Raw genomic sequence first — 22641 nt, 5'->3', positions numbered from 1 at the left:
CCGCGTCAGCCCCGGCTCCCCTCCAGGTAGTGGAAGCCCGGCCGGGGATGCATGAGGAAGTCGTGGTGCGAGATGTTCCACGCGTACGCGCCGGCGAGCGAGAAGGCCACCCGGTCGCCCGCCCGCAGCCCCGCCGCCGGGACCCGCCGTGCCAGCACGTCCTTCGGCGTACACAGCTGGCCGGTGAGAGTGACCAGGTCCTGACGGGCCTGCGAGCGCGGCCAGGGGTGGGGCCAGTCGTCCACCGGCAGTATGGAACACGGCTGGTCGTGCCCCTTCGTCGCCGGGGTGCGCAGATGGTGCGTACCGCCGCGGACGACCGCGAACTCCTCCCCCCGGCTGTGCTTCACGTCCAGCACCTCGGTGGCGTACCAGCCGCAGTACGCGGTGAGTGCGCGCCCCGGCTCGATACGGATCGTCAGGTCGGGGTGGCGGTGGGCCAGTTCGCCGAGTCCCTTGCCGTACGCCGCCCAGTCGAAGCGGCGCTCCGGCTCGGTGTAGTCCACCGTCATGCCGCCGCCGACGTTCACCTCGGACAGGCGCAGTCCGTGCCGGTCGGCCAGGGCGACCGCCCAGCCCACCACGGACTCCGCCACCGCCAGCTGCTCCCCCGCTTCCAGGCCGCTGGCGAGGTGGGCGTGTACGCCGACCAGCTCCAGCTGTGGGTACGTGCCGTTGGTGAGCAGTCGCACCGTCGCGTCGGCCTCCGCCGGGTCGAGGCCGAACGGCGTCGGGCGGCCGCCCATCGCCAGCGAGCTGTTCTCCAGCGAGCCTTCCCGCAGCGGCAGATTGAAGCGCAGCAGCACTGCCACCCGCTCGCCCGGGATCGTACGCGTGGTCAGTTCGGCCAGCATCCGCAGCTCGTAGGCACTCTCCACGTGGAAGCGGCGTACGCCCAGCTCCAGCGCGGTCGTGATCTCCGCAGGGGTCTTGCCGGGGCCGCCAAAGGCGAGCGGGTGTCCGGGAACGGCCCGGCGGACGTGGGCGAGTTCGCCTCCGGAGGAGACCTCGTAGCCGTCCACGTACGGGGCGAGCGCGGTCAGGATTTCCGGGTCCGGGTTGGCCTTGGCGGCGTAGTACAGCTCGACGCGTCCGGGCAGGGCGGCCCGTACCGCCTCGGCGTGCTCGCGCAGCGCCGCCACGTCGTAGATGTAGGCGGGCAGTTCGGCGGCGGGAAGAGAAAGGGCGCGGTCGCGCACCGCGGCAGTGGGGTTCGTCATCGGGCGCTCCAGGGGGTGTCGGTGCCGGTCGCCCCGGACAGGACGTCCTCGGCGAGCGGCGAGGGGAGCCGTACGTAACCGGCCTCACGGTCGGCCCTGCGCTCCCAGCGGGTGAGCAGGTTGGCCTTGGCGGGCAGCGGTACGCCGGCGAGCAGGGCGGCGAGTCGCGGCGGGCAGCCGAAGCGGTCGGCGTAGTTCTGGAGCGTGGCGCGGACCTTGGCCCACAGGGCGGGCTCGGTCTCCGGGTGCAGGTCGGCCAGGGCGGCGAGCATCTCGGCGACGTGGTTGACCAGCAGGCAGTACACCACCCGGTCCCAGCCGCGCTCCGCGTCGTACGTCATGGGACCGGCGACCTCGGCCGGGAGCGCCGCCAGCGCGTCCGCGTGGTGCTCGGGGACGAGTTTCGTGCCCTCCAGGTCGCGAAAGAGCACCTGGGCGGGGATGCCGAAGTCGTCGACGCAGACGACGACGTTCTGGAGGTGCGGCTCCAGCACCAGACCGTGGTCGAAGTAGGCGGCGAGGACGGGTGGGAGGAGCAGTTCCAGATACGCCTCCCACCAGTCCAGCGCGACCTGCGGGCCGGCCCCGTCGATGAGGTGGGAAATGTGCCCGGGCCCCGTCGGGTACTCGTCGGCGACGGCTGCGGCGAGCAGCGCCGTGGTGCCGGGCAGCTGGCGCCGGGCCAGGCCCTCGCGGACGATCACGCCGAAGCCTTCGAGCAGGTCGAGGTGCGGTACGCCGTCGGGGCCGGGGAGGGCGAGACTGCGGTAGGCGGGCTCGCGGAGCACGGCACTGCCGGGGAACCGCACCGCCAGGTCGGTCAGGGCCGGGCGCAGCAGGCGGGTCAGGGCGACGGCGCCCGCCAACTCGTAACTGGCGTTTTTACGTACGCAGTTGGTGATGCGGATGTTCAGGCTGAACTTCAGGAACGTCTCGCCGTCGTACAGCGTGCGCACGGACGCGGTGGCGGCGAACGGCGTGCGGCCCTCGCCGAGGTCGATGACGTCGCCGCGCGCCAGCGCCTCGCGGAGCGCGGGGTGCTCGCGCAGCAGCTCGTACTGCCAGGGGTGCGCCAGCAGCAGCCGGTAGCCGGTGGGCACAACCGGCCCATCGCCATAGTCCAGCCGGTCAAGGGGATGGGCCCCGCCCGGCTCGGCGCTCTCCTCGGCGATCAGCTCCTCACGTACGGCGAGATGGCGCAGCGGGAAGGACGCCGCCGCCTCGGGGGCGTACGACGACCAGGCGTCCCGGTCGCCGGTGCGGGCCTTCGGGGTGGGGTGGAAGCGGTGGCCGAGAGCGAGGGACTGCTCGGAGGCCAGGTACGAGAGGTGGCGGTCGGCGGCCGCCGGGCGGGGACCGGCCGCGAGCGCGGCGCGTACGCCCTGGTGGCTTGAGGTGATCTGCTCCAGGAACTCCTCGTTGCGTACGCCCGTACGGAGCGAGAGTTCGGCTTGCGCGTAGCCGGCGAGCCGGCGCCAGCCGACCTCCGCCCAGGTGCCGCCGTCACGCTGCTCGGTCACCGGCCCGGTGAAGCGGTGCGCGCCCAGCAGCGAGGTGCGGCGCAGCGCGACGCGCAGGAGTACGCCGCATCGGGGTAGCCGCAGCAGCAGCCGGCCGTCGGCGACGGCGGTCTGGTGCTCGGGGCCCGAGACCTCGCGCAGCAGACAGTTCAGGAGGGTGTGTGCCACGGCCTCGTCGGCGGTGGGCAGACCGCGCGGGGCGGACGAATGGCGGGGGGCGGCGCCGGTCGGCAGTGTCATCAACGGCTCCTGCGAGGGTGGAACGAACGGCGGATCATAGCGCGGAGGGCGACCAGGAGGGCCGCGGTCACAGCGTCGGCTGTGCCGGTCGGTACGTGCGCGCCGGGCCCGAACCGCTTGTTGCCGACCGCGGCCGGCGGACCGGCCCGGCGGACGGCCGCGTCGCCGGACTCCGGCAGGATCCGGGTGAGGTACGGCGGCAGTCCCAGGGCGGCGAAGGGCGCCACGAAGCAGGAGCCCGCGACGGCGTGCACCTGGCGGCGGCCGAGGGCGGGACCGGCGGCCGCGGGGCACTCAGCGACTGCGACTGCGACTGCGGAACCGCGGGTCGTGGCCGGTGCCGACGTGCTCATCGCGCGTCCTCCCCCGCCCGCCGGAGGTAGTTGGGTCCGTCGGTGTAGTGCTTGTTGATGTCGGCGGCGCCCGAACGCTCCTTGCTGAGCAAGGTGCCCGCGGTCACCATCGACTTGACCGGGAGGCTCGGCGCGTCCAGTACGTGGGCGCGCAGCACCGCTCCGGGCTCACCGGGCGCCGTACCGAGCCGTTCTACGGCCTCGGCGAGCCGGTCGCGTACGAGCCTCAGCAGCGTGTCGAGCGGCGCCCGGCCGTGCCGGGCGAGCCCGAAGGCGTACGCGCCCGCGCAGAGGTGGACCGTGATGGTGGTGAACAGGTCGGTGAGCTGCCGGTCGTCGTCCGTGAAGATCCGCTGGTCGGCGAAGTCGGACGGGGCGGGGGCGTCGGCGCCGAGGGTCTGGCGCAGCCGGGCGGTGTGGAGGCGCGGCCCGTCGTTGTCCTTCAGCAGGAGCCGCAGCCGGGTCGGCCCGCCCTCGGAGTCCAGCACCAGGGAGATGTTCTGCTGGTGGGACTCCAGCGCGACGCCGTACCCGAACAGCGTGGTCTGCCAGTCGAAGAGGAGGGTGAGACAGGCGTCGAGCATCGCGACGGTGTCACCGCCGTAGAACCGGTCCGCCAGGTGGTCGATCACGAGCCGGCCGTCGGGTGCCTCGCTGAGCAGAGCCGCCATGGGGACGACGGCCGACGAGTCGAGCCCCGCCGGGTAGCGGCGGCACAGTACGGCGAGGAGCTCATGCCCGGCGTGGGCGTACGTCGCCTCGTCGGCATGCAGGACCGTATCCGCGAACCGCTCCTCGCGGGCGATGACACACTCCAGCAGCCGCTGCCCCGCCGCGCCGTCGACGAGCGTGCCGGGCTTGATGGTGCGGCGGTTGCGCAGTCCCAGGGACGCCGTGGCGAGCGGCACCTTGAGGTGGAGCGCGCGGTCCGCCGCGAGTGCGACCGTACGCATCGACAGGGTCGGTACGGCTTCGAGGTACGGCCGGTCGGCCAGGACCGTACGGTCCGTGAGCCCGCTCTCGCGCAGGGCTTCGCGCAGTGGCGCGCCGATCGACAGCGGGTGGACGGGGAGGGCGAGATGGCTGCGGTCGAGCTCGGGCAGGCCCAGGATCGCGGGGGTGGGCCAGCAGACGGGCAGGGACGAGGGGCCGCCCGGTAGAGTCACCGCGTCCTGCGGTACGGCGATCCAGCGCAGCGCGAAGCGCGGGTGGAACTCCGGTGCGTACGCACGGAGTTGGCCCCGTCCGAGGCCGGAACGGCCGCGTGCGGTCGGGTAGACGGGGTGGTCGAGATGGGCGGCGAGGGTGTCGTGGGCCAGGCCGCCGGCCGGGCCGGTCCAGTCGGCGGGTGTGGCGCCGTACCGGGCGGTGAGGGCTTCGGTGACCTCTTCCCGGGCTTCGGTGTGCAGACGGACGGTGTCGAGGGTCTGCCGGCATTCCCCGGCGAAGTCGTCGAATCCGCCCCGGTCGGCGGGGGCGGCGAGAGCGCGCAGCGCCGTGACGACCTCGGCGAGGGTGGTCAGTCCTGCCCCGTCGGACTCCCGGCGCAGCAACGGCAGACGGGCGGCGTCGGCGCACTGGAAGCCGTCATCGGCGACCGGGAGCAGCAGGGCGTCCCCGTCACCGAGGGCAAGCCGCAGCCAGCGGCCGTCGGGCAGCCGCACGGGTGTGCTGCGCGTCCGCAGGCCGGCGACGTCCTCGCGCAGCAGCGCGCTGAGGACCCGCAGCAGCAGTCCGGCCTCGGCGGTGTCGGGCTTCGTGGCAGCGGTCACGGCGTGAACTCCCATCGTTGCTCGGCGAGGAAGCCGGTCACCGCCCGGTCGACGGCCTCCTGGTCGGTCCCGATGGCACGCAGCACGCCGACGAAGTCACGGTTGGTGTGGTGGATTTCGTGCCGCTCGCCGATCTCGCGCAGCGGGCGGTAGGTCAGCCGTACGCCGTCCACGGTCAGGTCGGCGGCCGTCGGGGCGGCGGTGAGTGTTCCTGCCCTCTCGGCGCACGGGTAGTCCAGGCGGGCCCGCCCGTCGGATCGTGCCCCGAGGTCGGCGGGGAGCGGCTCGCCCAGGTGCGTACGCAGGATGTGCTCGAACAGCGGGATGCCGAGCAGCTCTTGCAGCAGCAGGTCGCACTGGTCGCCGATCGCCCGGTAGTTCACCTCGATGATCCGCGCGCGGCCCTCGTGCACCACGAACTCGGTGTGGCAGGCACCGAATCCCACGCCCAGCGCGTCGAGCCGGCTGAGCACCTGGGCGACGACGGACCCGGGGTGCTCGGGAACGTACGTCAGACGCGTCTCGATGAAGTACGGCGGCGGGGAGAGCTCGGTGTGGAAGCCCCCCAGCACATGACGCCGCCGGCCGTCGCCGAGCGTCTCCAGCGTGTACAGCTCGCCGGCCAGGTACTCCTCGACGACGAGGGCCGCTTCAGGCCGCCGTGCCTGGATCTCCTCGCAGCGCAGCACCAGTTCGTCGTCCGTGCCGGCCAGCACGACGTCCTCGCTGGCCACGCCTTCGCGCGGTTTGACCACGCAGGGGTACGGAACGGGGCGGGCCAGCAGCTCCGCAGGGTTCTGCCCCGCCGCGAGTTCGGCCGACCACACGGCGTCGGCCCCGGCGGCGGCGAGGTGCCTGCGCATCTCGGCCTTGTCCTTGGTGCGCAGGGTCGCCCGCCAGTCCTTGCCGGGGAGGCCGAAGTACGCGGCGGCCAGCGCGGCCTGGGTCTGGAGGTGGTCGCTGTTGGTGAAGACCGCGTCGGCCGGGTGGTGGGTGGCGATCCGGGTGATGACGGCGCGGTAGTCGCGTACGTCGCACTCGAGGATCTCGATGTCCGGAGCGCGGCGCCGGTGGGGTTCGGGCTGGTCGGTGAGCAGGGTGATGTCGATGCCGAGCCGGCGGGCGGCGGGGAGGAAGCCCTCGGTGACGGAGTCGGTCGGGTTGAGGGCGAGCAGGTACATCCGCATGGGGGGGAGCCCCTTCCGGGCGGTGGGGACGGGGCGAAACGGTGACGCCGGGCGGGGGCGGACCCGGCCTGCGGCCAGACCCCGACACGGGTTACTTCTTGGGGAGTTCCACGCCGGTGGCCTTGGCCACGTCGCTGAGCATGCGCTCGTCGGCCTGAACGCCGATGCCGGACATCCAGGCCACCGCCGAGGTCCAGGACAGCAGGCCGGTGACCACGAGCGCGTCACTGCCCCCGCCGTCACCGAACAGCGCGTCCGCGACGGTGGACATCGGCACCGGCCGCGAACCCATGGCAAGGCTCAGCGCCGCGCACAGCGCCGGCGCGCACGCGCCGACGACAAACAGCGGAACCCGCCGGGCGGTTGTGGGGGCACGAGCACCCGTCGGGGTCCCCGGCTCGATCTTGAACACGAGGCGAAAGGTTAGGTTAGGTCTACCTAAGCCTGTCAACTCGCGGGGCGAACTTCTCGCCATGTGACCCATCTCCTGATCACGGTGGCGCTCGCATGGGACTAAGGTGAGCCTCACCTTATCTAGCGATGTTGGAGGGGAGTTGATGATGCCTGCCCCGGCACCTACCGCACCCACCCCCGCGGCGAGTTGGCCCGTACCTCTGGCTGAGACGTATCAACGCCTCACCCGCATCTGCGCGTCGCTCGACGCGGAAGTCGCACCGTCGGCAGATCCGGCCGACGGATGGACCGACGGCGCGCACCTGGTGGCCGGCCCCGGGCAGCTCGACGAATTCGTCGGCTCCGAATCCCTGCGTATCCAAGCCGCGCACGGCCACACTGCCCGCCCGGACGTCGCCGCCTCCAGGGCGCTGCACCATTACCTGTGGTCGGTCTGTCTGCTGATGAGCGGCCCCTGGTACCTGGAGCGGCGGGTGCCTCATCTGCGGCCGCAGGACGTGCACATCGAGCGCCGCAGTGGAGACTTCGCCGTCGTTCCCGGCGCCTTCACATGCCTGCCCGACGATCCCGCGGCCGCGGCCCCCGGCGTGCGGGTCGTACCCGACGAGGAGACACTGCGCGGCGAGCTCCGGAGCGTCGTGGTTGAGCACGTACGCCCATTGCTGACCGCTCTGGCACCTCAACTGCGGCGGCGGCCCCGGGTGTTGTGGGGCATGACAGGAGACGATCTGATCTCCGGAATCTGGTATCTCGGCCGTACGCTCGGCGAGGAGGACCGGTCGGTCCGCGCCGCCACCGAACTGCTCCCCGGCCCGGTCGCACCGTTCCCCGGCGGCGCCGACTTCCGCCGGCTGCGCGACGGCGCCGGGCTGCCGCATACGACCCGCACCCGGCTCGGCTGCTGCCTCTACTACACGATCCGTCCCGACAACGCGTGCCTGACCTGCCCCCGCGTCTGCGACAGCGAGCGTACCCAGAGGCTCACCACGCCGCGCTGAGTCACAGCCGCGTCTCCGGCCCCCAGTACTCCGGGCCTCCGCCCCGCCAATCGATCAACGGGGACACCACGACTTCGGTGTCCTCCATGTCCAGCCCGGCACGGCTCAGGAACTCGACCAGGTCAGGAAGGCCGGACGCGAGGCCGAGGTCCTCACCGCGCACGGTCACGCGGCGGCCCCCCTGACCGAGCGGCGGGTGAACGATCACAGGCAGGTGTCCGGACATGGAACCAGCGTCCCCCCGGAACGCCCGTGACGCATCCGCATACATCCGGACGGGCTACGGACGCACCCGGCCGGCGCGGGGCAACTTCGGCCCGCGAACGTCTCCACCGTAGCCAAACACACATACCCCCCAGGGGTGTGTTATGGTCCACTCCATAGATACCCCCTGGGGGTATGGAGTTAAATCCGGAGGAGGGGAAGGGTCATGTCAAACGTCAATCCCAAGCGCTGGTGGGCGCTCGCCGTGCTCGCCACCGCGCAGTTCATGGTGATCATGGACACGTCCATCATCGGGGTGGCGCTCCCCGAAATGCAGAAGGACCTGGGCTTCTCCCAGGGCGAGTTGCAGTGGGTCTTCAACGCCTACGTCATCGCCTTCGGCGGGCTGCTGCTGCTCGGCGGCAGGCTCTCCGACCTGCTCGGCGCCCGCAAGGTCTTCGTCACCGGCTGGGCCATCATGATCGCGGGCTCGGTCGTCGCCGCGGGCGCCACCACCGCCTGGGCCGAAGTCGCCGGCCGCGGTGTGCAGGGCGTCGGCGGCGCGCTGATCACGCCGTCCGCCATGACTCTGCTGATGATGCTCTTCGGCCACAACCCGAAGGAACTCGGCAAGGCCATGGCCTTCTACGGGGCCGCGGCTCCCGCCGGCGGCACGGCCGGCGTCTTCCTCGGCGGCGTGTTCACCGAGTGGCTGAGCTGGCCGTGGGTCTTCATCATCTACATCCCGATCGGTATCGCCACGCTCGCCGCCAGCAAGCTGCTGCCCGCCGTCGCGAGCCGCCGCGGTTCCGTGGATGTCACCGGCGCCGTCGCCGTCACCGCAGGTCTCGCGCTCGCCGTCTTCGCCGTCGTACGGGCCCCCGAGACCGGCTGGGGCTCCACGGGAACCGTGCTCCAACTGGTCGGCGCCGCCGCCCTGCTGCTGCTCTTCCTCATCATCCAGAAGTCCGTCCGCGAGCCGTTGATGCCGCTCAGTGTGTGGCGCGTGCCGCGGCTCGGCTCGGCCAACCTGGCCATGATGCTGCTGGGCGCCGCCTGGATCCCCATGTGGTACTTCCTCAACCTCTACCTCCAGCAGGTCCTCGGATACGGGGCCTTCGCGAGCGGCGCCGCGCTGCTGCCGATGACCGTGCTCCTGATGATCTTCATGACGATGATCACCGCGCGGCTGATGGTGAAGTTCGGCTCCAAGCCGCTGATCGCGGGCGGACTGCTGGTTCTCGCGGCCGGTCTGCTGTGGCTGTCGGCCGTCGAACCGACCGGCAGCTTCCTGATCGACGTACTGCCCGCGTCGCTGGTCGCCGCGCTCGGCATGTCGCTCGCCTACATCCCCGTCATGATGACCGCGATGTCCGGCGCCCCGCAGGAGCAGGCGGGACTCGCCTCCGGCATCGTCAACACCACCTACCAGGTGGGCTCGGCACTCGGCCTGGCCGCCCTGACCGCACTCGCCACCTCACAGGGCGCCGGCGAACTCGGCAACCTGCCGGCCCTGACCGACGGGTTCAGCTCCGCCTTCACCGGCGCGGCGGCTGTCGCCGCACTCGGCGGAGTAATCACCCTGCTCGTGATGCGCGGCGACAAGCCGTCCACCACGGCCGGCTCGCAGCAGTCCGCCGCGCAGGGCGAGCAGGTCGGCGTATAACCGATGGGCTGTCGCGCAGCCACACAGCGAAAACCGTCGCCCACGGGGGGTCGCCCGATGTCTCTCCAGCAGACGTCGGGCGACCCCGTCCCGTTCCCGGACCCGACGGGTACGGGTTGCTCACTGGCGGGGCGGCCTCAGCCCGTTGAGGAGCGCGCGCAACACCGCGAGACGGTGGGCACGAAGGCGGTCGGCGGACCGCGAGCCGGTCGATGGCCCGAGTGCCTTACGAGCCGCGTAGGCGGCGAGCAGTGCGAGCATCAGCCGGACCACAGCGCTGCTGACGGCCACAGAGGCCAGCAACCACGCGGCAGCGCCCATGGTGATGGTGAGCATCAGTGGTCACCCCTTCGGGAGTCGGGAGACCCCCGGTGTAGCGCGGGCGCTCGGGGATCCGCTGCCTCGCAGCCGCGCGGTACCGGTCGGCTTGCCCAACCTCCACGCAGCCGCGCCCCTGTCGGCCGGTCGCAGACCACGCAATGATTTGCGGCCATGGTGAACAAGCCGCGAGGTCCCAGAGGCAGGTCCTGGAAGCGGGAACTGCCCTTCCCCTACGACCAGGATCTGTCCGGGGTGCTGCGCCATCTCAACCGCCGCACCCGCACCTTCCGAACCCGGCTCTCGAACGACCCGGTCACAGCCTCGTATCTGGCTGCCGGCATGCGGCTGCTCGGACGACATCTCGGCCCCGGAACTCAGGAACGCGCCCATGGCGAGCGCCCGTTCCTGAACTTCCTCTCCCAGCGCGCGGTCGCCGCGGAGGTCGCCGGCAACCCCAGCCCCTTTGCCCGGCACGGCAGCGTGGCGTCGCTGCGCGACCGCTGGAGCGCGCAGTCCGACTTCGTCGCCGACCTGATTCACTTCGCTGTGTGGCGCGACAACTACCGGCCGGGTTACCGCGAACAACGTGCCGCCAACACCAAACGGCTCGTGAGCGGCCCGGACTTCGTGCGCGCCGTACACGAGACCGCCTTCCAGCACACCGCCGAGGGTATTGACATGCCCTCCGTCCGGCTCGGCCTCGCCCTCATGACGGCGGCCGAAGGTGACGAGGAGGTGACGCAAGCCATTTCCGCCATGTACGCCGACTACCTCGGCTCGTGGAAGGAGCTGTACGCCGCCGTCATGAAGCAGCGCGGCCTGCGCCTGCGCCCGGGCCTGACCCTCGACGACCTGGCCAACGCGCTGTCCGCGGCCACCGACGGGATGATCCTGCGGGCCATCGGTGACCCCGGCGCCGGCGTCGTCGACCACGACAACCGCCGCTCCCTCATGGGCACGGTCGCGCTTGCCGTGATCCACGCGTTCCTCGAACCGGACGAGGACGCGAGCGGCCTCACGCTGGAGCAGGCCGTCGCTGCGAAATTCGACGGACGGTCATATTGAGATCGAGGAGGAGTTGGCGCTTCCTCGGTGTCCTGATCGAACACCTCGGGAGCGGTCAGTGCGCACATGCCGGCGCCCAGGCAGCGCTCGCGGTCGACGCTGAGTTCCACCGGCCTACTCCTCGTCCCAGGTGACGGGCAGACGGTGTACCCCGTAGATGTTCATGTCGGTACGCAGCGGCACGTCCTCGGGCGGGACGGCCAGGCGGAGGGTCGGGAACCGGGTGAACAGGGCGGGAAAAGCGACGCGCATCTCGACCCGCGCCAGTTGCTGGCCCAGGCACTGGTGGATGCCGTGCCCGAAGCCCAGATGCCCGATGGCTCTGCGGCGCAGATCCAGGGTGTCGGGGTCGGTGAACCGCTCCGGGTCACGGTTGGCGGTCTCGATCGAGAGGGTGACCGTCTCGCCGGCCTTGATCAGCCGGCCCCCCAGTTCGACGTCCTCCAGCGCTGACTTGGCACCGGTGTGAGCGATGGTCAGGTAGCGCATCAGCTCCTCGACGGCTTGGTCGGCGAGGCCGGGGTCGGCCCGCAGGGCTGCGAGCTGGTCCGGGTTGCTGAGCAGAGCGAAGGTGCCGTGCGCGAGCATGTTCGTGGTGGTGTCCAGCCCGGCGCCCAGCAGGAAGCCGCCGACGCCGGCGAGCTCCTCATCGGTGAGATCGCTGGTGGTGAGGTCGCTGAGCAGGTCGTCGGTGGGCTCGGCGCGCTTGGCCGCCACCAGCTCGTGCAGGTACTCCTGAAGCGCCGTCATGGCGGCGAGCACGTCGTCCTTGGTGGAGCTCTGGTTGGCCAACGTCGCCGTATGACGCTGGAAGACCTCTCGGTCGGCGTACGGCACACCAAGGAGTTCGCAGATCATCAGCGCGGGGACGGGGCGTGCGTACGCCTCCACCAGGTCGACGGTAGGTCCTTGGCGCTCCATGGCGTCGAGGTGCTCGGCGGTGATCTGCTCGACGCGTGCGGTGAGTTCGCGCATCCGCCGGACGGTGAACTTGCCGGTGAGCAGCTTCCGGTAGCGGGTGTGCTCGGGTGCGTCCATCCCGGTGAGGTCGCCGACCGGCGCGGGCGGCAGTTCGCCGACGTCCGCGAACGGGTAGTGCATGAGCTCGTACCGCGAACTGAAGCGGGGGTCGGCGAATATCGCCCGGACCACCGAGTGGCCGGTGGCCAGCCAGCCCACGTGCCCGTCGGGGTAACGCATCCGGGTGAGCGGCTGCTGTTCGCGCAGCTGCGCCAGCTCGGCGGGCGGATCGAAGGGACAGCCCGCGGGACGGGTCACCGGCATGGCGGGTAAGGGAGTCGACGCTTCGTTTCGCATGGGGTCCTCCAGGGCGGTGGCTTGAGGGGTACGGGTTTATCGCTTGGCATCGCGGTTGAAGGCCGACCGTGACCACAGGTAGCCGACCAGGCTGAGACCGAGGCACCAGGCGAGGGCGATCACGCCGTTGTTGCCGATCTCGGTGCCCATCAGCAGCCCGCGCAGCGTCTCGATGACCGGCGTGAAGGGCTGGTACTCGGCGAACCAGCGCAGCCCGGTCGGCATGGACTCCGGCGGGACGATGGCGCTGCCGATGAAGGGGAGGAACGTCAGCGGCATGGGCATGTTGCTGGCGGTCTCGGGGTTCTTGGCCACCAGGCCCATCCCGGCCGCCAGCCAGGTGAGCGCCAGGGTGAGCAGGGCGAGGACGCCGGCGGTCGCGAGCCACTCGACGGGCGTGGCGTTGGGCCTGAAGCCCATGAGCAGCGCGACGCCGATGACGAGCGCGATGCTGACCATGGTCTGGATCACGCTGCCGACGACATGACCGGTGAGGAACGACGCGCGGGAGATCGCCATCGTACGGAACCGGTTGACGATGCCTTCGGTCATGTCGACGCAGACGCCGACCGCGGTGGCCAGGGCTCCGGAGGTCGCGGCCATCAGGATGATGCCGGGGGCGACGTAGTCGATGTACTCGCCCTCGCCCTTGGGCGACCCGCCGATACCGGTTCCGAGGGCGTTGCCGAAGACGTAGTTGAAGAGGAGGAGCATCATGACGGGCATCGCGACGACCGAGACGGTCATGGACGGGTAGCGCAGCGCGTGCCTGAGGTTGCGCCGTAGCATCGTCGCCGAATCGCGGGCGGCGTAGGACATCGTGCTCGTGCTCATCGGGCGCTCTCCTTCTGGGACTTGACTCTGTCGCCGGGCTGGGGCCGGCCGGTGAGGGCGAGGAAGACGTCGTCGAGATCGGGGGTGTGCACGGTGAGTGCTTCGACGTCGACCGAGGCATTGTCGAGGATGTCGAGGACGGCCCTCAGCGTCGGGACGCTGCCGTCGCTGGGGATCTGCAGGGTGAGCGCTTCACTGTCACGCGCGGTGGAAGCGAAGAGGGCGGCGGCCGATTCGAGTCCACTCGCGTCGGCGAACCCGAGGCGGATGTGGCCTCCGGGGATGAGGCGCTTCAGCTCTTCCGCGGTGCCTTCGGCGACCAGTTTCCCGTGGTCCAGGACGGCGATGCGGTCGGCGAGTTGGTCGGCTTCCTCGAGGTACTGCGTCGTCAGGAAGATCGTGACGCCGTCGTCGGCGACCAGACTGCGGATGATCTCCCACATGGTGCGCCGGCTTCGCGGGTCCAGTCCGGTGGTCGGTTCGTCGAGGAAGATGACGCGCGGGTTGCCGACCAGGGTCATCGCGAGGTCGAGCTTGCGCCGCATACCGCCAGAGAAGGTGACCACGGGCTTCGTGGCCACCTCGGTGAGATCGAAGCGGCTCAGAAGTTCGGCGGTGCGCCGTCGCCCTTCGCGGCGGTGCAGATGGTGCAGGTCCGCCATGAGGAGCAGGTTCTCCTCGGCGGTCAGCAGGTTGTCCACCGCCGAGAACTGGCCCGTGACGCCGATCGCGGCGCGTACGGCATCGGCGTCTTCGGTCACATCGTGGCCCGCGACCCGTGCCTTGCCGGCGCCGGCCGGAATGAGCGTGGACAGAATCTCCACGGTGGTCGTCTTGCCCGCGCCGTTGGGCCCCAGCAGGGCGAAGACCGTGCCCTCGGGGATGCGCAGATCGATGCCGTCGAGCACCACCTTGTCGCCGTACGACTTGGAAAGTCCTTCGGCGGTGATCGCCGGCCTCAGGGCGGTCGCGGAAGACGTGGTCATGGCAGGCATGGTCATGGCAGTCGTGTTCCTTCTGCGGGGTAGGCGGTCAGGAGCGGTGGATCACGATGTCGCCGACACCGGTGCTGGCGCGCACCTCGACGGTCTCGTCGGAGGCCTCGGGGCCCTCGGCCGGACCGAGGGAGTTGCGCAGCTTCCCGACGCCGGTGTTCACGTCGAGCCAGGCGGCGGTGGATTCGCGGATGCCGACCTCGAGATCACCGGCTGCGGCCCGGAGCGTGATCTGACCGCGCGCCACTTCGCCGATCCGGATGCCGCCGTTGGCGGACTTGGCGTCGACTCCGGCGTGCGCGACGCCGACGGAGATACGGCCGTTCGACGAGTTGGCCCGCAGGTCACCGGTGATCTCGTCGACCGTGGTCTCGCCGTTGCCGTTCTTGATCGTCGCCGCGCCGGTGATCCGGCCGATGTCGACCCGGCCCGACCCGAGGATTTCGCCGTCGCCCGTCACCCGGTCCACACGGATGTCACCGTGGCCGGTCTTCAGGTACACGGTTCCTGCCTCGTCGACCTGGATGTCGCCGAGCGAGGTCTTGAGTTCGCAGTCCCCGAGACGGCCTTCACAGGTGAAGTCCGCCATGGGCGAGGTCCCTTGCACGTCCGATCCGGCCGGCAGCTCGATGCTGACGTCGAGCGACCCGCTCTTGCCGAACAGGGAGCGCTTCTTGGGGCCCTTGACCAGCAACTTGCCGCCCGAGCAGGTGACTTTGGTCTGCTGCGCGGCCCGCACGTCGGCGTCGTCGGTCGCGTCGGCCGGCAGCACTTCCACGACCGTGTCCGTGCGCTTGCTCGCGGTGATCCGGGCGGAACCGATGTCGAATTCGAGGGTGACGGAGATCGGTTCGGGAGTGTCGAAAGTAGGCATGGCTGTCCCGTCCTCATGGCTCTGGTGTGTGTTCCCGCCGGTAGAGCGGGTGAAGTACGAAGTGGGCCGCGGTACGTCGCCCTGGTTCTGCTAGCGAACCCAGCCGGTGTAGCCCTGCTTGCCCCGAGGGAGGCTGCGCCCCGAGGGGCGGGGGCGCCCGCCGGGTTCCAGGGCGGTGGCGACGGCCCGTACGAGCCAGGCGTTGACGGAGAGGCCTTCTTGTCCTGCCGCGTCCTCGACCCGGGTCTTGAGGTGGGCGGGGAGGCGGAAGTTGATACGCGCCGTACCGCCCTCGTCGCCATCCGAAGGAGCAGGAGACGCGGGCGCCCGCACCGCACTTGGCGCGCTGTCGTGGTCCTCGGCGTCCTGGTGCTGCGGCTCCTGGGCCGGCGGTGGTGTCACCACGAACTCGGGGTCGAGCCCGCGCAGCCGTACGTCGACCGAACCCGGCGCCAGGTCGCGGGTGACTTCGTCCATGGCGGCGGACAGCGCGTTCAGCAAGGTCAGACGGGCGGCCGACTCCAGGGGCGCGGTGAGCCGCTCGGCCAGGGCGCGGGCTTCGTCTCCGCCGGCGCCCGCGGCGACCGCGAGCTCGTGCCGGAGATTTTCAACGTACGGCGTGAGGTCCATGGTGCCATCATGGCACATCGATGGCGCCACTGCGAGCCCCATGGCGCCACTCGCGCGCCAGAGTGGCGCCCCAACGACGAGTGATGGGCGCCTGGCACCGCGTGCGCGACCGAGTCCCGTGCTCTCTCTCACCCTGCCGACCGGCTGACAAAAGCCGGCCAGCCTCCGCCGACTCGGCCCGAAACGGTTGGATACCTGGCTCCACAACCGCAAAGTCCACAGAGGGCATGCCCGACCCGGTCGTCAGGCTGTGCCGCTTGCGGCAGGATCAGGCGGACCTACGTCGCGCGGAAAGAGACCAATGATCACCGCTACCCAGGGAGTGAAGCTCACATCGCAATGCACGAGCTGCGGCGGCGTGCTGGTCCGCGACGTCGGTCAGTTCATCGACCGGGGACAGCTGCACTGGGGCGTCGAAGGACAATGCCAAGCGTGTCCCGATGCGTGGTGCGAGATGGGCGCAGGCCCGGGTCCCGAGGACATTAGGCAGGCCCTGTTGGTCGAACATGGAGTGACTCGGCTTCGCCTGGCGGACAGGGAGGCCCGCCTCGTCCCTGTGCTGCGAGCTCTGCGCAAGACACATGACCTGTCGCTGGGCGAGGCACGCCTGATGGCTGCCGAACTCAAGGAAGCCGGCTTGGTTGGCACGTCCGTGGAAATGGCGCACCTCGCTGAAGGGCTCCGCACCCAGTCGGTGATCACATCCACCGCCACGTCGCCCATCAGATCCCCTGCACACCAGACCGAGCGGATCACGCGCAAATTCCGTGAGAGCGATCAACCGGGTGCCTCGGCGGACTAGCGTCATCTGGGACCGTGGCGAGGTGTGATGAGCTCGTCGGTGACCTGTTTCCGCACCTCAGCAAGTACAGCGATTCGCCTGGTGGCGAGAACCCGTGAGGCGAGGTGTCTTACCCCGGGTGCGCGGCTGTTGTGCCGTCGCGCTCGCGGGCCGGGCGGGGAGCCGTCCTGCCGCTGCCCCGCACGGACGCGCGAACCTTCCCCTCCCCCGACTCCGGAAGCGAATCCTGCTCACCGCAGCTCAAGGTAACCACCGCCACCAGGCATGACCGGCCTTGATAGAACGGCCTCATGAGTTCGAACGACGACCAGATCGCGCAGGCCGAGTGCCACTTCGGAGTCCGTTTTCCCGAGGATTACCGACACTTCCTGGCCACGGAAGGGAGCATGGGCCGGTTCGTTCCTCCTACGGACGACTTCCTGATGATCAATCCCATTACGGAGCTCATCAAAGTCAACGAGGCTGGCGACTTCCAGGAACGCTTCCCGAGGAGCGTCGTCATCGGTGGGGACGGAAGCCGCGAAATGCTCACCTATGACTTCCGGCAGGAACCCCCGTCTCTGGTCCTACTCGACGTCTCCGCTCAAGACTGGTCGTCCGCCATCCACCAGGCGACTTCGTTCGCTGCCCTGCTCGAGCAGTTCCCCGAAACGGGATGGAAATGGGACGACTTTGAGCCCTCGCCCTCCTGACAGGCGTCCTCACGGACAAACGACAGTCATGACCGACCTACTGCCTCGCTCGGAATCCGGACGTCGGGCTGCGAATGGACGAGTTCGGGAGCCAGGGCGCAGCACGGGTATGTACGAGTCGTGCGGTGGTGGCTCTCGGGACATGGTGCCGACATCACGTCGCGGCACCGTACTGACCGACGCACTCGCCGACATCGCGGAGGCTGCCGAACGCATTTGGCCTGCTCCACAGCGCCGACCCGACCGGACCCAGCTGTCGTAACTGCTGGACAATGCTGTCGCTGAAGTTGAACGAAGTACGCAACGGACCGTGCCGTGGACGGCAACCCGCGCGCCGCTGGACGGCAGTCGTTTCACCCGGGGGCGGCGGCCTGGATACCGCACCGTTCAGGGCCGTACCGGCCCGCTTGGTCCGTGTCGTGGACCCGAACGCGGGACCGGATGGAGCTACCGCTCCGCCATGACGGCGTGTACAGCCCCTGACGCACCGAGCCGTGATCTACAGTGCCCAGCCAGTCGTCGAACGGCAGAGAGGGCATCCTGTGCAGTGGGCGTACATCGGCTCCTTCACCTCGGGGGGCGGCCGCGGCATCACCGTCGCGGCCGTTGACGCGGCGACCGGGGCGCTGACCCCGCGCACGAGTGTCGACGCCGTCGTCAACCCCTCGTGTCTCGCCCTCGCCCGGGACACAGGGGTGCTCTACGCGGTGAGCGACACGGAGCCGGGCGCGGTCGCGGCCTTCCGCACCGGGGTGGACGGGAGCCTCAGCGCGCTCGGCCCGGCGGTGGATGTGGGCGGCCGCGGCCCCACCCATCTCAGCGTGGCCGGCCGCCGGCTCCTCACCGCCAACTACGGCTCGGGCAGCGTCAGTAGCCTCGCCATGGGACCCGATGGGAGCGTTTCGGACGCCCCCGTCGTGCTGGCGCACCACGGCTCGGGTCCCGACGAAGAGCGGCAGAGGGAACCACACGCCCACCAGGTGTTGCCGGATCCCGGCGGGCGATGGGTACTCAGCGTGGACCTGGGCACCGATTCGGTCCGGGTGTGCGCGCTCGACCAGGACACCGGAGAGCTCCGGGTGCGGGCGGAGACGGTTCTCCGTGCCGGGTCGGGGCCGCGTCACCTCGCCTTTCACCCGGACGGCGAGGTCGCGTACGTACTGCATGAGCTGGAACCGCAGATGACGGTCTGTCGTTGGGATCCGGCGTACGGGCGCCTGGAGCCGCTGGCGGAGGTGGCGATCGAGCCCGAAGGTGCGCCTGAGGGAGAGCGGGTCCACCCCTCCGTGGTCTCCGTCTCGCCCGACGGGCGCTTCGTCCGGGCCGCCGTGCGGGGCAGCAACAGGGTGCTCACCTTCTCCCTCGCCGACGGGCCCGAGAAGCCACAGCTCACGAGCGGCGTGGACTGCGGCGGGAGCTGGCCGCGCGACCTGGTGGCCGACCCTTCGGGACGCTGGTTGTACGTCGTCAACGAGTGGTCGGGGGACGTCACCTGGTTCGACGTGGACGCGGAGAGCGGGCAACTGCGCCGCGGCGGCGCGGTGGAGGTTCCGGCCGCCGCTTGCGTGGTCTTCTCCTGACCGGAGACGAGGATGCTCTACATCCCGCGCTCATGGACCGACCGGCCCGACCGCCGCCAGGCGGCGGGGCTCGCGCCCGGCACGGCGTTCGCCATGATGCCGGAACTGGCAGCCCGCATGATCGCCCGGTTCCTGGACGCCGGCCACCGTGCACGATGGGTGGCCGGCGATGAGGTCTACGGTGGCAACCCGAGACTGCGCACCGTCCGGAGGAACGCGGCAGCGGCTACGTACTCGCGGTGGCCCGCACTCACGAAGTCACCACCCATGCAGGGAAGTTCCGCGCAGACTACCTGCCAAAAAAGGGCTCCCCAAGCGCGACTGGCAGCCGCACCACCCGCGAACTCGCCTACTACCGCTGCTACTCGCCCCAGCCGGTGCCGCTGACGACGCTGGTGCGGGTCGCCGGAGAGGAGGGCGCGGAACTCGGCGGCGTCCGACTCGGCCCACGGCCGCAGCCGCCGGGGTTTCAGCGCAGCTTGCTGAAGAACTCCCGGACGTCGCCGACGAGCAGGTCGGGGGCCTCCATGGCGGCGAAGTGGCCGCCGCGGCCGAATTCGGACCAGTGCGCGACAGTGTGTTCGAGCTCGACAGTGCGCCGGATCGACACATCCAGGGGGAACACCGCGACCCCGGTCGGCACACTGGAACGCTCACTCGCGCCCCAGGCTCCGGCATGCGCGGTCTCGTAGTAGCTGTTGGCCGAGGATCCGGCGGTGCCGGTCAGCCAATAGAGCATCACGTTGGTGAGCAACAGATCCCGGTCCACCGCGTCCTCGGGCAGTTCGGCAGCCGGATCGGTCCACTCCTTGAACTTCTCCACGATCCAGGCCAACTGCCCGACCGGGGAATCGTGCAGCCCGTGCGCCAGGGTCTGCGGCCGGCTGATCTGGACCATCGCGTAGCCGGACTGCTCGTTTTTCAGGTACTCCAGGCGCTCCAGCCGTGCCCGCTCGGCCTCGGTCAGCTCCCCCAGCTCGTCCGGGTCGACCTCGGTGAAAGCGGCGAGCCCGTTCGCGTGTACGCCGACCACCTTGTCGGGGTTGAGCCTGCCGAGCCCCGGGGAAATGACCGCGCCGGTGTCGCCGCCCTGCGCGCCGTAGCGGTCGTAACCGAGCCGGTTCATCAGCTCAGCGAACGCCCTGGTCACCCGGTTGGTGTCCCAGCCGGCCTCGCCGGTCGGCCCGGAGAACCCGCTGCCGGGGATCGACGGGATCACCAGGTGGAACGCGTCCGCCGGGTCGCCGCCATGTGCCCCGGGGTCGGTCAGCGGGCCGATGACGTTCAGGAACTCCACGATCGAGCCGGGCCAGCCGTGGGTCATGATCAGCGGTAGCGCGTCCGGCTCGGGCGAGCGCACGTGCAGGAAATGGATGTTCTGCCCATCGATCTCGGTGGTGAACTGCGGGTACGTGTTCTGCTCCCGCTCGTGGACGCGCCAGTCGTAGCCGTCGCGCCAGTACTCGGCCAGCGCCTTGAGGTAACTCACCGGCACCCCGCGGCTCCAGCCGACATCGGGCAGGTCCGCGGCCCACCGGGTCCTGGCGAGACGGTCCCGCAGGTCGTCCAGGTCAGCCTGGGGGATGTCGATGGTGAAGGGCCGGATCTCGCTGTTGATCGCCATGTCGACAACTCTAGGAACCGGTTAGGTCAGGTTCGGTCCTAGCTCGATGGAAGACTTCACACCATGTGGGAAACCTCGGCACGGCTGCTGCGACTGCTTTCGCTCCTGCAGACCCGACGTGACTGGTCCGGCGCCGAACTGGCCGGGCGGCTGGAGATCACTTCGCGCACCGTGCGCCGCGATATCGACCGGCTGCGCGGCCTCGGTTACCCCGTGCTGGCCACCGCGGGCACCGCCGGCTACCGGCTGGGTGCCGGAGCGGACCTGCCGCCGCTGCTGCTCGACGACGACGAAGCCGTCGCGGTCGCGATGGGCCTGCGCACGGCCGCCGGCGGTTCGATCACCGGCATCGAGGAGACTTCAGTGCGGGCCCTGGCCAAGCTCGAACAGGTACTGCCGTCCCGGCTGCGCCACCGGATCAACGCCCTGCAATCGGTGACGGTGCCGATGGCCAACACCGGCCCCACCGTCGACCCGAGCACCCTCACCGCCATCGCCGCCGCCTGCCGCGACTCGCTGCGCCTGCGTTTCGACTACCGCACCCACGACGGAACCAGCAGCATCCGCACGACCGAGCCGCACCGGTTGGTGCACGCGGGGCGGCGCTGGTACCTCGTCGGCTGGGACGTCGACCGCCAGGACTGGCGCACCTACCGCGTAGACCGCGTCCAGCCGCGCACGCCCACCGGCCCCCTGTTCACCCCGCGCACCCCGCCGGACCCCGATATCAGCGGCTACACCTCGCGGGCGATCTCCACGTCGGCCTACCGCTACCAGGCCCGGTTCACCCTGCACGTCAGTGCCGAGACCGCAGCGGAGCGGATCGCCCCCACCACCGGAGCGCTGGAGCCGATCGACGAGCACAGCTGTACGCTGCGGGCCGGGTCCAACTCGCTGGACGAGCTGGCCATCTACGTGACAACCAAAGGGTTCGACTTCCAGGTGCACGAACCACCGGAGCTTGTCGAGCACGTCAGGACGCTGGCAACCCGGCTCGCCGCCGCGACGGACGATCCATCTCCTGGCGTTACGAGCGCTATGCCAGCCACGCGCTCCGCGCTTCAGCCGCCGATGTAGTCGAGGGCCACTCGGGCGAATCCTTCGATATTGCGCGGACAGCGCCACCGCTCCAGCAGTTCCGGGCGGCTCAGAGCGCTCTCCTCGTTCCGGAGGCCGCCGTCCTCGTCCTCGTCCTCGTCATCAAGGTCAAGGTCAAGGTCAAGGTTTCCGAACCTCCCCGTTTCGGGATTGCTCAGAACCTCCAGCGCGCCGGGAAGCCGGTCGAGATACAGGTCCATGTCGTCTTCGAATGGCTCGAAGGGATGCCCTTCGTGCCCGCATACGTGTCCGTCGTGCGCGCGTGCCACCGCTGAGAGCACTTCCCTCACCGGTGCCTCGACACCGGGCCCGGGGCTGCCCCAACCGACGTACGGGGACAGAACGACCAGCCCGAGGGTCCACACGAGGGAGTGGGGGCCTGTCACCTCCGCGCGGAGGTGGCGGACGCACCGGAGGACGGCCTCGTCCTTGTCGCCGAGGTAGTACCCGTGCCGGAGAGAGTCCCAGTCCGCCACCAGGGCATGCCACTCGCCGGGGGTGGCAGGTGGGGCGAAGGAGGTCGGTGAGGTGTTGCTTTCCATGCCCCGTACGACGGCACTGCGAGCGCCCCGGTTCCCCACGCCGACGAGTGGCTGTCGCGATCCAGCACCAACAGATCAAGCTCGTGCGCGCCGTGGTCAGCCACGTTTCGCCTCGAGCGGCATCTGCCCTGCAGAATGGGAGTAAGCGCCAATCCCGGCGTCACATCCGGTCGAGGTGGTTCCCATGTCGGCTCCCCCGTACGGGACAGATCTCGGTCCTCCAGCCCATGTACGTCTGAAGTCTGTCGACGCAGGCCGTGCCGAGCTCTCGCTCAGCGGTGAGGTGACCGGGAATGCCGCCCTGGAGATCGAGGAATGCCTCTCCAGTAAGGCCTTGCGCGGCGTTCGCGAGTGGGTGCTGGATCTCAGCGAGGTCCAGCAGCTGGATGCTGCCTGTGCGTACGCGCTGATGAGGCCGTTGGTCGAGGTCTCACCGCCGCCCGTGGTGAGCGTTCGGGGCGCGCGGAAGCGCGTACGGAGAACTCTGCACGAGACCGGCGCCGAAAAGCTCCTGCATATCGAGGATTGATCTGCGCCGGAGCGGTCAAGGGCCATCCCGAGCAGGGAGGGGTGGCGATGATGCGGCACCCTGTCGCTCCCGCAGACCGGCCGGACGTCCACTGGACACCGTCTACACCGCGGCGGCGACGGCGACCATCGATGAGCGGGGCATCGTCCGCGGGTGGAGCGAGG

23 protein-coding genes and 2 pseudogenes are annotated in these 22641 nt (G+C 70.2%); 9 read left to right on the top strand and 16 right to left on the bottom strand.

Annotated elements, in window-relative coordinates:
* Nucleotides 1-5: 5 nt before the first annotated feature.
* The 6 genes from ABZX79_RS05260 to ABZX79_RS05235 form a co-directional block, all read right to left on the bottom strand.
* On the bottom strand, nt 6-1220 hold the full coding sequence (locus tag ABZX79_RS05260) for a type III PLP-dependent enzyme (protein WP_355251839.1): 1215 nt from the start codon (nt 1218-1220) through the stop codon (nt 6-8).
* Entirely contained in the window at nt 1217-2980 is a 1764-nt protein-coding gene (locus ABZX79_RS05255; RefSeq protein ID WP_355251836.1) for an IucA/IucC family protein, read from the bottom strand. Before ABZX79_RS05255 ends, ABZX79_RS05260 begins: the two co-directional genes overlap by 4 nt.
* On the bottom strand, nt 2980-3333 hold the full coding sequence (locus tag ABZX79_RS05250; RefSeq protein WP_355251833.1) for a hypothetical protein: 354 nt from the start codon (nt 3331-3333) through the stop codon (nt 2980-2982). The genes ABZX79_RS05255 and ABZX79_RS05250 overlap by 1 nt, the downstream gene beginning before the upstream one ends.
* Nucleotides 3330-5105: an IucA/IucC family protein gene (locus tag ABZX79_RS05245; RefSeq protein WP_355251831.1), complete on the bottom strand. Its 1776-nt coding sequence runs from the start codon at nt 5103-5105 to the stop codon at nt 3330-3332. Before ABZX79_RS05245 ends, ABZX79_RS05250 begins: the two co-directional genes overlap by 4 nt.
* On the bottom strand, nt 5102-6292 hold the full coding sequence (locus ABZX79_RS05240; RefSeq protein ID WP_355251828.1) for an ATP-grasp domain-containing protein: 1191 nt from the start codon (nt 6290-6292) through the stop codon (nt 5102-5104). The genes ABZX79_RS05245 and ABZX79_RS05240 overlap by 4 nt, the downstream gene beginning before the upstream one ends.
* Before the next feature lie 91 nt (nt 6293-6383).
* A complete protein-coding gene (locus tag ABZX79_RS05235; protein ID WP_355252039.1) occupies nt 6384-6704 on the bottom strand; it encodes a hypothetical protein in 321 nt (106 codons plus the stop codon).
* A gap of 145 nt (nt 6705-6849) precedes the next feature.
* On the opposite strand from ABZX79_RS05235, the gene ABZX79_RS05230 reads away from it, so the two are divergent.
* Nucleotides 6850-7704 carry a (2Fe-2S)-binding protein gene (locus ABZX79_RS05230; protein ID WP_355251825.1) on the top strand — a complete coding sequence of 285 codons (855 nt, stop codon included), beginning with the start codon at nt 6850-6852 and terminating at the stop codon, nt 7702-7704.
* A 1-nt stretch (nt 7705) separates the two neighbouring features.
* On the opposite strand, the gene ABZX79_RS05225 is transcribed toward ABZX79_RS05230, so the two are convergent.
* The gene (locus tag ABZX79_RS05225; protein WP_215136164.1) at nt 7706-7930 is read right to left on the bottom strand and encodes a hypothetical protein; all 225 of its coding nucleotides are present in this window, start codon (nt 7928-7930) and stop codon (nt 7706-7708) included.
* 204 nt (nt 7931-8134) lie between these two features.
* On the opposite strand from ABZX79_RS05225, the gene ABZX79_RS05220 reads away from it, so the two are divergent.
* Nucleotides 8135-9574, top strand: a complete 1440-nt coding sequence (locus ABZX79_RS05220; protein WP_355251821.1) for an MFS transporter — start codon at nt 8135-8137, stop codon at nt 9572-9574.
* Nucleotides 9575-9694: 120 nt separating this feature from the next.
* On the opposite strand, the gene ABZX79_RS05215 is transcribed toward ABZX79_RS05220, so the two are convergent.
* On the bottom strand, nt 9695-9910 hold the full coding sequence (locus tag ABZX79_RS05215; RefSeq protein ID WP_355251818.1) for a hypothetical protein: 216 nt from the start codon (nt 9908-9910) through the stop codon (nt 9695-9697).
* Between the two features lie 156 nt (nt 9911-10066).
* Here ABZX79_RS05215 and ABZX79_RS05210 point away from each other — a divergent pair, with 156 nt between their 5' ends.
* On the top strand, nt 10067-10960 hold the full coding sequence (locus ABZX79_RS05210; protein ID WP_355252036.1) for a hypothetical protein: 894 nt from the start codon (nt 10067-10069) through the stop codon (nt 10958-10960).
* 20 nt (nt 10961-10980) lie between these two features.
* On the opposite strand, the pseudogene ABZX79_RS05205 reads toward ABZX79_RS05210, so the two are convergent.
* From ABZX79_RS05205 to ABZX79_RS05180, 6 genes and pseudogenes are all read right to left on the bottom strand, one after another.
* Nucleotides 10981-11070 (bottom strand): annotated as a pseudogene (locus ABZX79_RS05205) (ferredoxin); the annotation flags it as partial.
* A gap of 4 nt (nt 11071-11074) precedes the next feature.
* Nucleotides 11075-12277 (bottom strand): cytochrome P450, encoded by a 1203-nt coding sequence (locus ABZX79_RS05200; protein WP_355251815.1) that lies wholly within the window; start codon nt 12275-12277, stop codon nt 11075-11077.
* Between the two features lie 36 nt (nt 12278-12313).
* Nucleotides 12314-13111 (bottom strand): ABC transporter permease, encoded by a 798-nt coding sequence (locus ABZX79_RS05195; protein WP_355251812.1) that lies wholly within the window; start codon nt 13109-13111, stop codon nt 12314-12316.
* On the bottom strand, nt 13108-14097 hold the full coding sequence (locus tag ABZX79_RS05190) for an ATP-binding cassette domain-containing protein (protein WP_355251809.1): 990 nt from the start codon (nt 14095-14097) through the stop codon (nt 13108-13110). The genes ABZX79_RS05195 and ABZX79_RS05190 overlap by 4 nt, the downstream gene beginning before the upstream one ends.
* A gap of 46 nt (nt 14098-14143) precedes the next feature.
* Entirely contained in the window at nt 14144-14980 is an 837-nt protein-coding gene (locus ABZX79_RS05185) for a DUF4097 family beta strand repeat-containing protein (RefSeq protein ID WP_355251806.1), read from the bottom strand.
* A 90-nt stretch (nt 14981-15070) separates the two neighbouring features.
* The gene (locus ABZX79_RS05180) at nt 15071-15610 is read right to left on the bottom strand and encodes a hypothetical protein (protein WP_355251803.1); all 540 of its coding nucleotides are present in this window, start codon (nt 15608-15610) and stop codon (nt 15071-15073) included.
* Between the two features lie 301 nt (nt 15611-15911).
* Here ABZX79_RS05180 and ABZX79_RS05175 point away from each other — a divergent pair, with 301 nt between their 5' ends.
* From ABZX79_RS05175 to ABZX79_RS05160, 4 genes and pseudogenes are all read left to right on the top strand, one after another.
* On the top strand, nt 15912-16412 hold the full coding sequence (locus ABZX79_RS05175) for a hypothetical protein (RefSeq protein WP_355251800.1): 501 nt from the start codon (nt 15912-15914) through the stop codon (nt 16410-16412).
* Nucleotides 16413-16702: 290 nt separating this feature from the next.
* On the top strand, nt 16703-17104 hold the full coding sequence (locus ABZX79_RS05170) for an SMI1/KNR4 family protein (RefSeq protein ID WP_355251797.1): 402 nt from the start codon (nt 16703-16705) through the stop codon (nt 17102-17104).
* 494 nt (nt 17105-17598) lie between these two features.
* Complete coding sequence (locus ABZX79_RS05165) at nt 17599-18684, top strand: lactonase family protein (RefSeq protein ID WP_355251794.1); 1086 nt, start codon at nt 17599-17601, stop codon at nt 18682-18684.
* Nucleotides 18685-18693: 9 nt separating this feature from the next.
* A pseudogene (locus ABZX79_RS05160) lies at nt 18694-19094 on the top strand (transposase); the annotation flags it as partial.
* Nucleotides 19095-19153: 59 nt separating this feature from the next.
* Here the strand turns inward: ABZX79_RS05160 and ABZX79_RS05155 are convergent.
* Nucleotides 19154-20308, bottom strand: coding sequence for an epoxide hydrolase family protein (locus ABZX79_RS05155; protein WP_355251791.1), 1155 nt, complete (start codon nt 20306-20308; stop codon nt 19154-19156).
* A 63-nt stretch (nt 20309-20371) separates the two neighbouring features.
* Here ABZX79_RS05155 and ABZX79_RS05150 point away from each other — a divergent pair, with 63 nt between their 5' ends.
* Nucleotides 20372-21385: a YafY family protein gene (locus ABZX79_RS05150; protein ID WP_355251788.1), complete on the top strand. Its 1014-nt coding sequence runs from the start codon at nt 20372-20374 to the stop codon at nt 21383-21385.
* Here ABZX79_RS05150 and ABZX79_RS05145 read toward each other — a convergent pair.
* On the bottom strand, nt 21370-21948 hold the full coding sequence (locus ABZX79_RS05145; RefSeq protein WP_355251785.1) for a hypothetical protein: 579 nt from the start codon (nt 21946-21948) through the stop codon (nt 21370-21372). The genes ABZX79_RS05150 and ABZX79_RS05145 overlap by 16 nt on opposite strands.
* A 184-nt stretch (nt 21949-22132) precedes the next feature.
* Between ABZX79_RS05145 and ABZX79_RS05140 the strand changes: the two genes are divergently transcribed.
* On the top strand, nt 22133-22477 hold the full coding sequence (locus ABZX79_RS05140) for an STAS domain-containing protein (protein WP_355251782.1): 345 nt from the start codon (nt 22133-22135) through the stop codon (nt 22475-22477).
* Nucleotides 22478-22641: the final 164 nt, after the last annotated feature.

Origin of the sequence: Streptomyces sp. NPDC002994 (assembly GCF_040611155.1) — a bacterium.
GTDB lineage: Bacteria > Actinomycetota > Actinomycetes > Streptomycetales > Streptomycetaceae > Streptomyces.
This window is presented reverse-complemented; position numbering and strand designations above follow the sequence as displayed.

What these genes read in the sequence shown, in the direction of transcription:
- ABZX79_RS05260 (WP_355251839.1), bottom strand. Translation starts at nt 1,220, where the DNA reads ATGACGAACCCCACTGCCGCGGTGCGCGACCGCGCCCTTTCTCTTCCC.
- ABZX79_RS05255 (WP_355251836.1), bottom strand. Translation starts at nt 2,980, where the DNA reads ATGACACTGCCGACCGGCGCCGCCCCCCGCCATTCGTCCGCCCCGCGC.
- ABZX79_RS05250 (WP_355251833.1), bottom strand. Translation starts at nt 3,333, where the DNA reads ATGAGCACGTCGGCACCGGCCACGACCCGCGGTTCCGCAGTCGCAGTC.
- ABZX79_RS05240 (WP_355251828.1), bottom strand. Translation starts at nt 6,292, where the DNA reads ATGCGGATGTACCTGCTCGCCCTCAACCCGACCGACTCCGTCACCGAG.
- ABZX79_RS05230 (WP_355251825.1), top strand. Translation starts at nt 6,850, where the DNA reads ATGATGCCTGCCCCGGCACCTACCGCACCCACCCCCGCGGCGAGTTGG.
- ABZX79_RS05225 (WP_215136164.1), bottom strand. Translation starts at nt 7,930, where the DNA reads ATGTCCGGACACCTGCCTGTGATCGTTCACCCGCCGCTCGGTCAGGGG.
- ABZX79_RS05220 (WP_355251821.1), top strand. Translation starts at nt 8,135, where the DNA reads ATGTCAAACGTCAATCCCAAGCGCTGGTGGGCGCTCGCCGTGCTCGCC.
- ABZX79_RS05215 (WP_355251818.1), bottom strand. Translation starts at nt 9,910, where the DNA reads ATGCTCACCATCACCATGGGCGCTGCCGCGTGGTTGCTGGCCTCTGTG.
- ABZX79_RS05210 (WP_355252036.1), top strand. Translation starts at nt 10,067, where the DNA reads ATGGTGAACAAGCCGCGAGGTCCCAGAGGCAGGTCCTGGAAGCGGGAA.
- ABZX79_RS05200 (WP_355251815.1), bottom strand. Translation starts at nt 12,277, where the DNA reads ATGCGAAACGAAGCGTCGACTCCCTTACCCGCCATGCCGGTGACCCGT.
- ABZX79_RS05195 (WP_355251812.1), bottom strand. Translation starts at nt 13,111, where the DNA reads ATGAGCACGAGCACGATGTCCTACGCCGCCCGCGATTCGGCGACGATG.
- ABZX79_RS05190 (WP_355251809.1), bottom strand. Translation starts at nt 14,097, where the DNA reads ATGACCACGTCTTCCGCGACCGCCCTGAGGCCGGCGATCACCGCCGAA.
- ABZX79_RS05185 (WP_355251806.1), bottom strand. Translation starts at nt 14,980, where the DNA reads ATGCCTACTTTCGACACTCCCGAACCGATCTCCGTCACCCTCGAATTC.
- ABZX79_RS05180 (WP_355251803.1), bottom strand. Translation starts at nt 15,610, where the DNA reads ATGGACCTCACGCCGTACGTTGAAAATCTCCGGCACGAGCTCGCGGTC.
- ABZX79_RS05175 (WP_355251800.1), top strand. Translation starts at nt 15,912, where the DNA reads ATGATCACCGCTACCCAGGGAGTGAAGCTCACATCGCAATGCACGAGC.
- ABZX79_RS05170 (WP_355251797.1), top strand. Translation starts at nt 16,703, where the DNA reads ATGAGTTCGAACGACGACCAGATCGCGCAGGCCGAGTGCCACTTCGGA.
- ABZX79_RS05155 (WP_355251791.1), bottom strand. Translation starts at nt 20,308, where the DNA reads ATGGCGATCAACAGCGAGATCCGGCCCTTCACCATCGACATCCCCCAG.
- ABZX79_RS05150 (WP_355251788.1), top strand. Translation starts at nt 20,372, where the DNA reads ATGTGGGAAACCTCGGCACGGCTGCTGCGACTGCTTTCGCTCCTGCAG.
- ABZX79_RS05145 (WP_355251785.1), bottom strand. Translation starts at nt 21,948, where the DNA reads ATGGAAAGCAACACCTCACCGACCTCCTTCGCCCCACCTGCCACCCCC.
- ABZX79_RS05140 (WP_355251782.1), top strand. Translation starts at nt 22,133, where the DNA reads ATGTCGGCTCCCCCGTACGGGACAGATCTCGGTCCTCCAGCCCATGTA.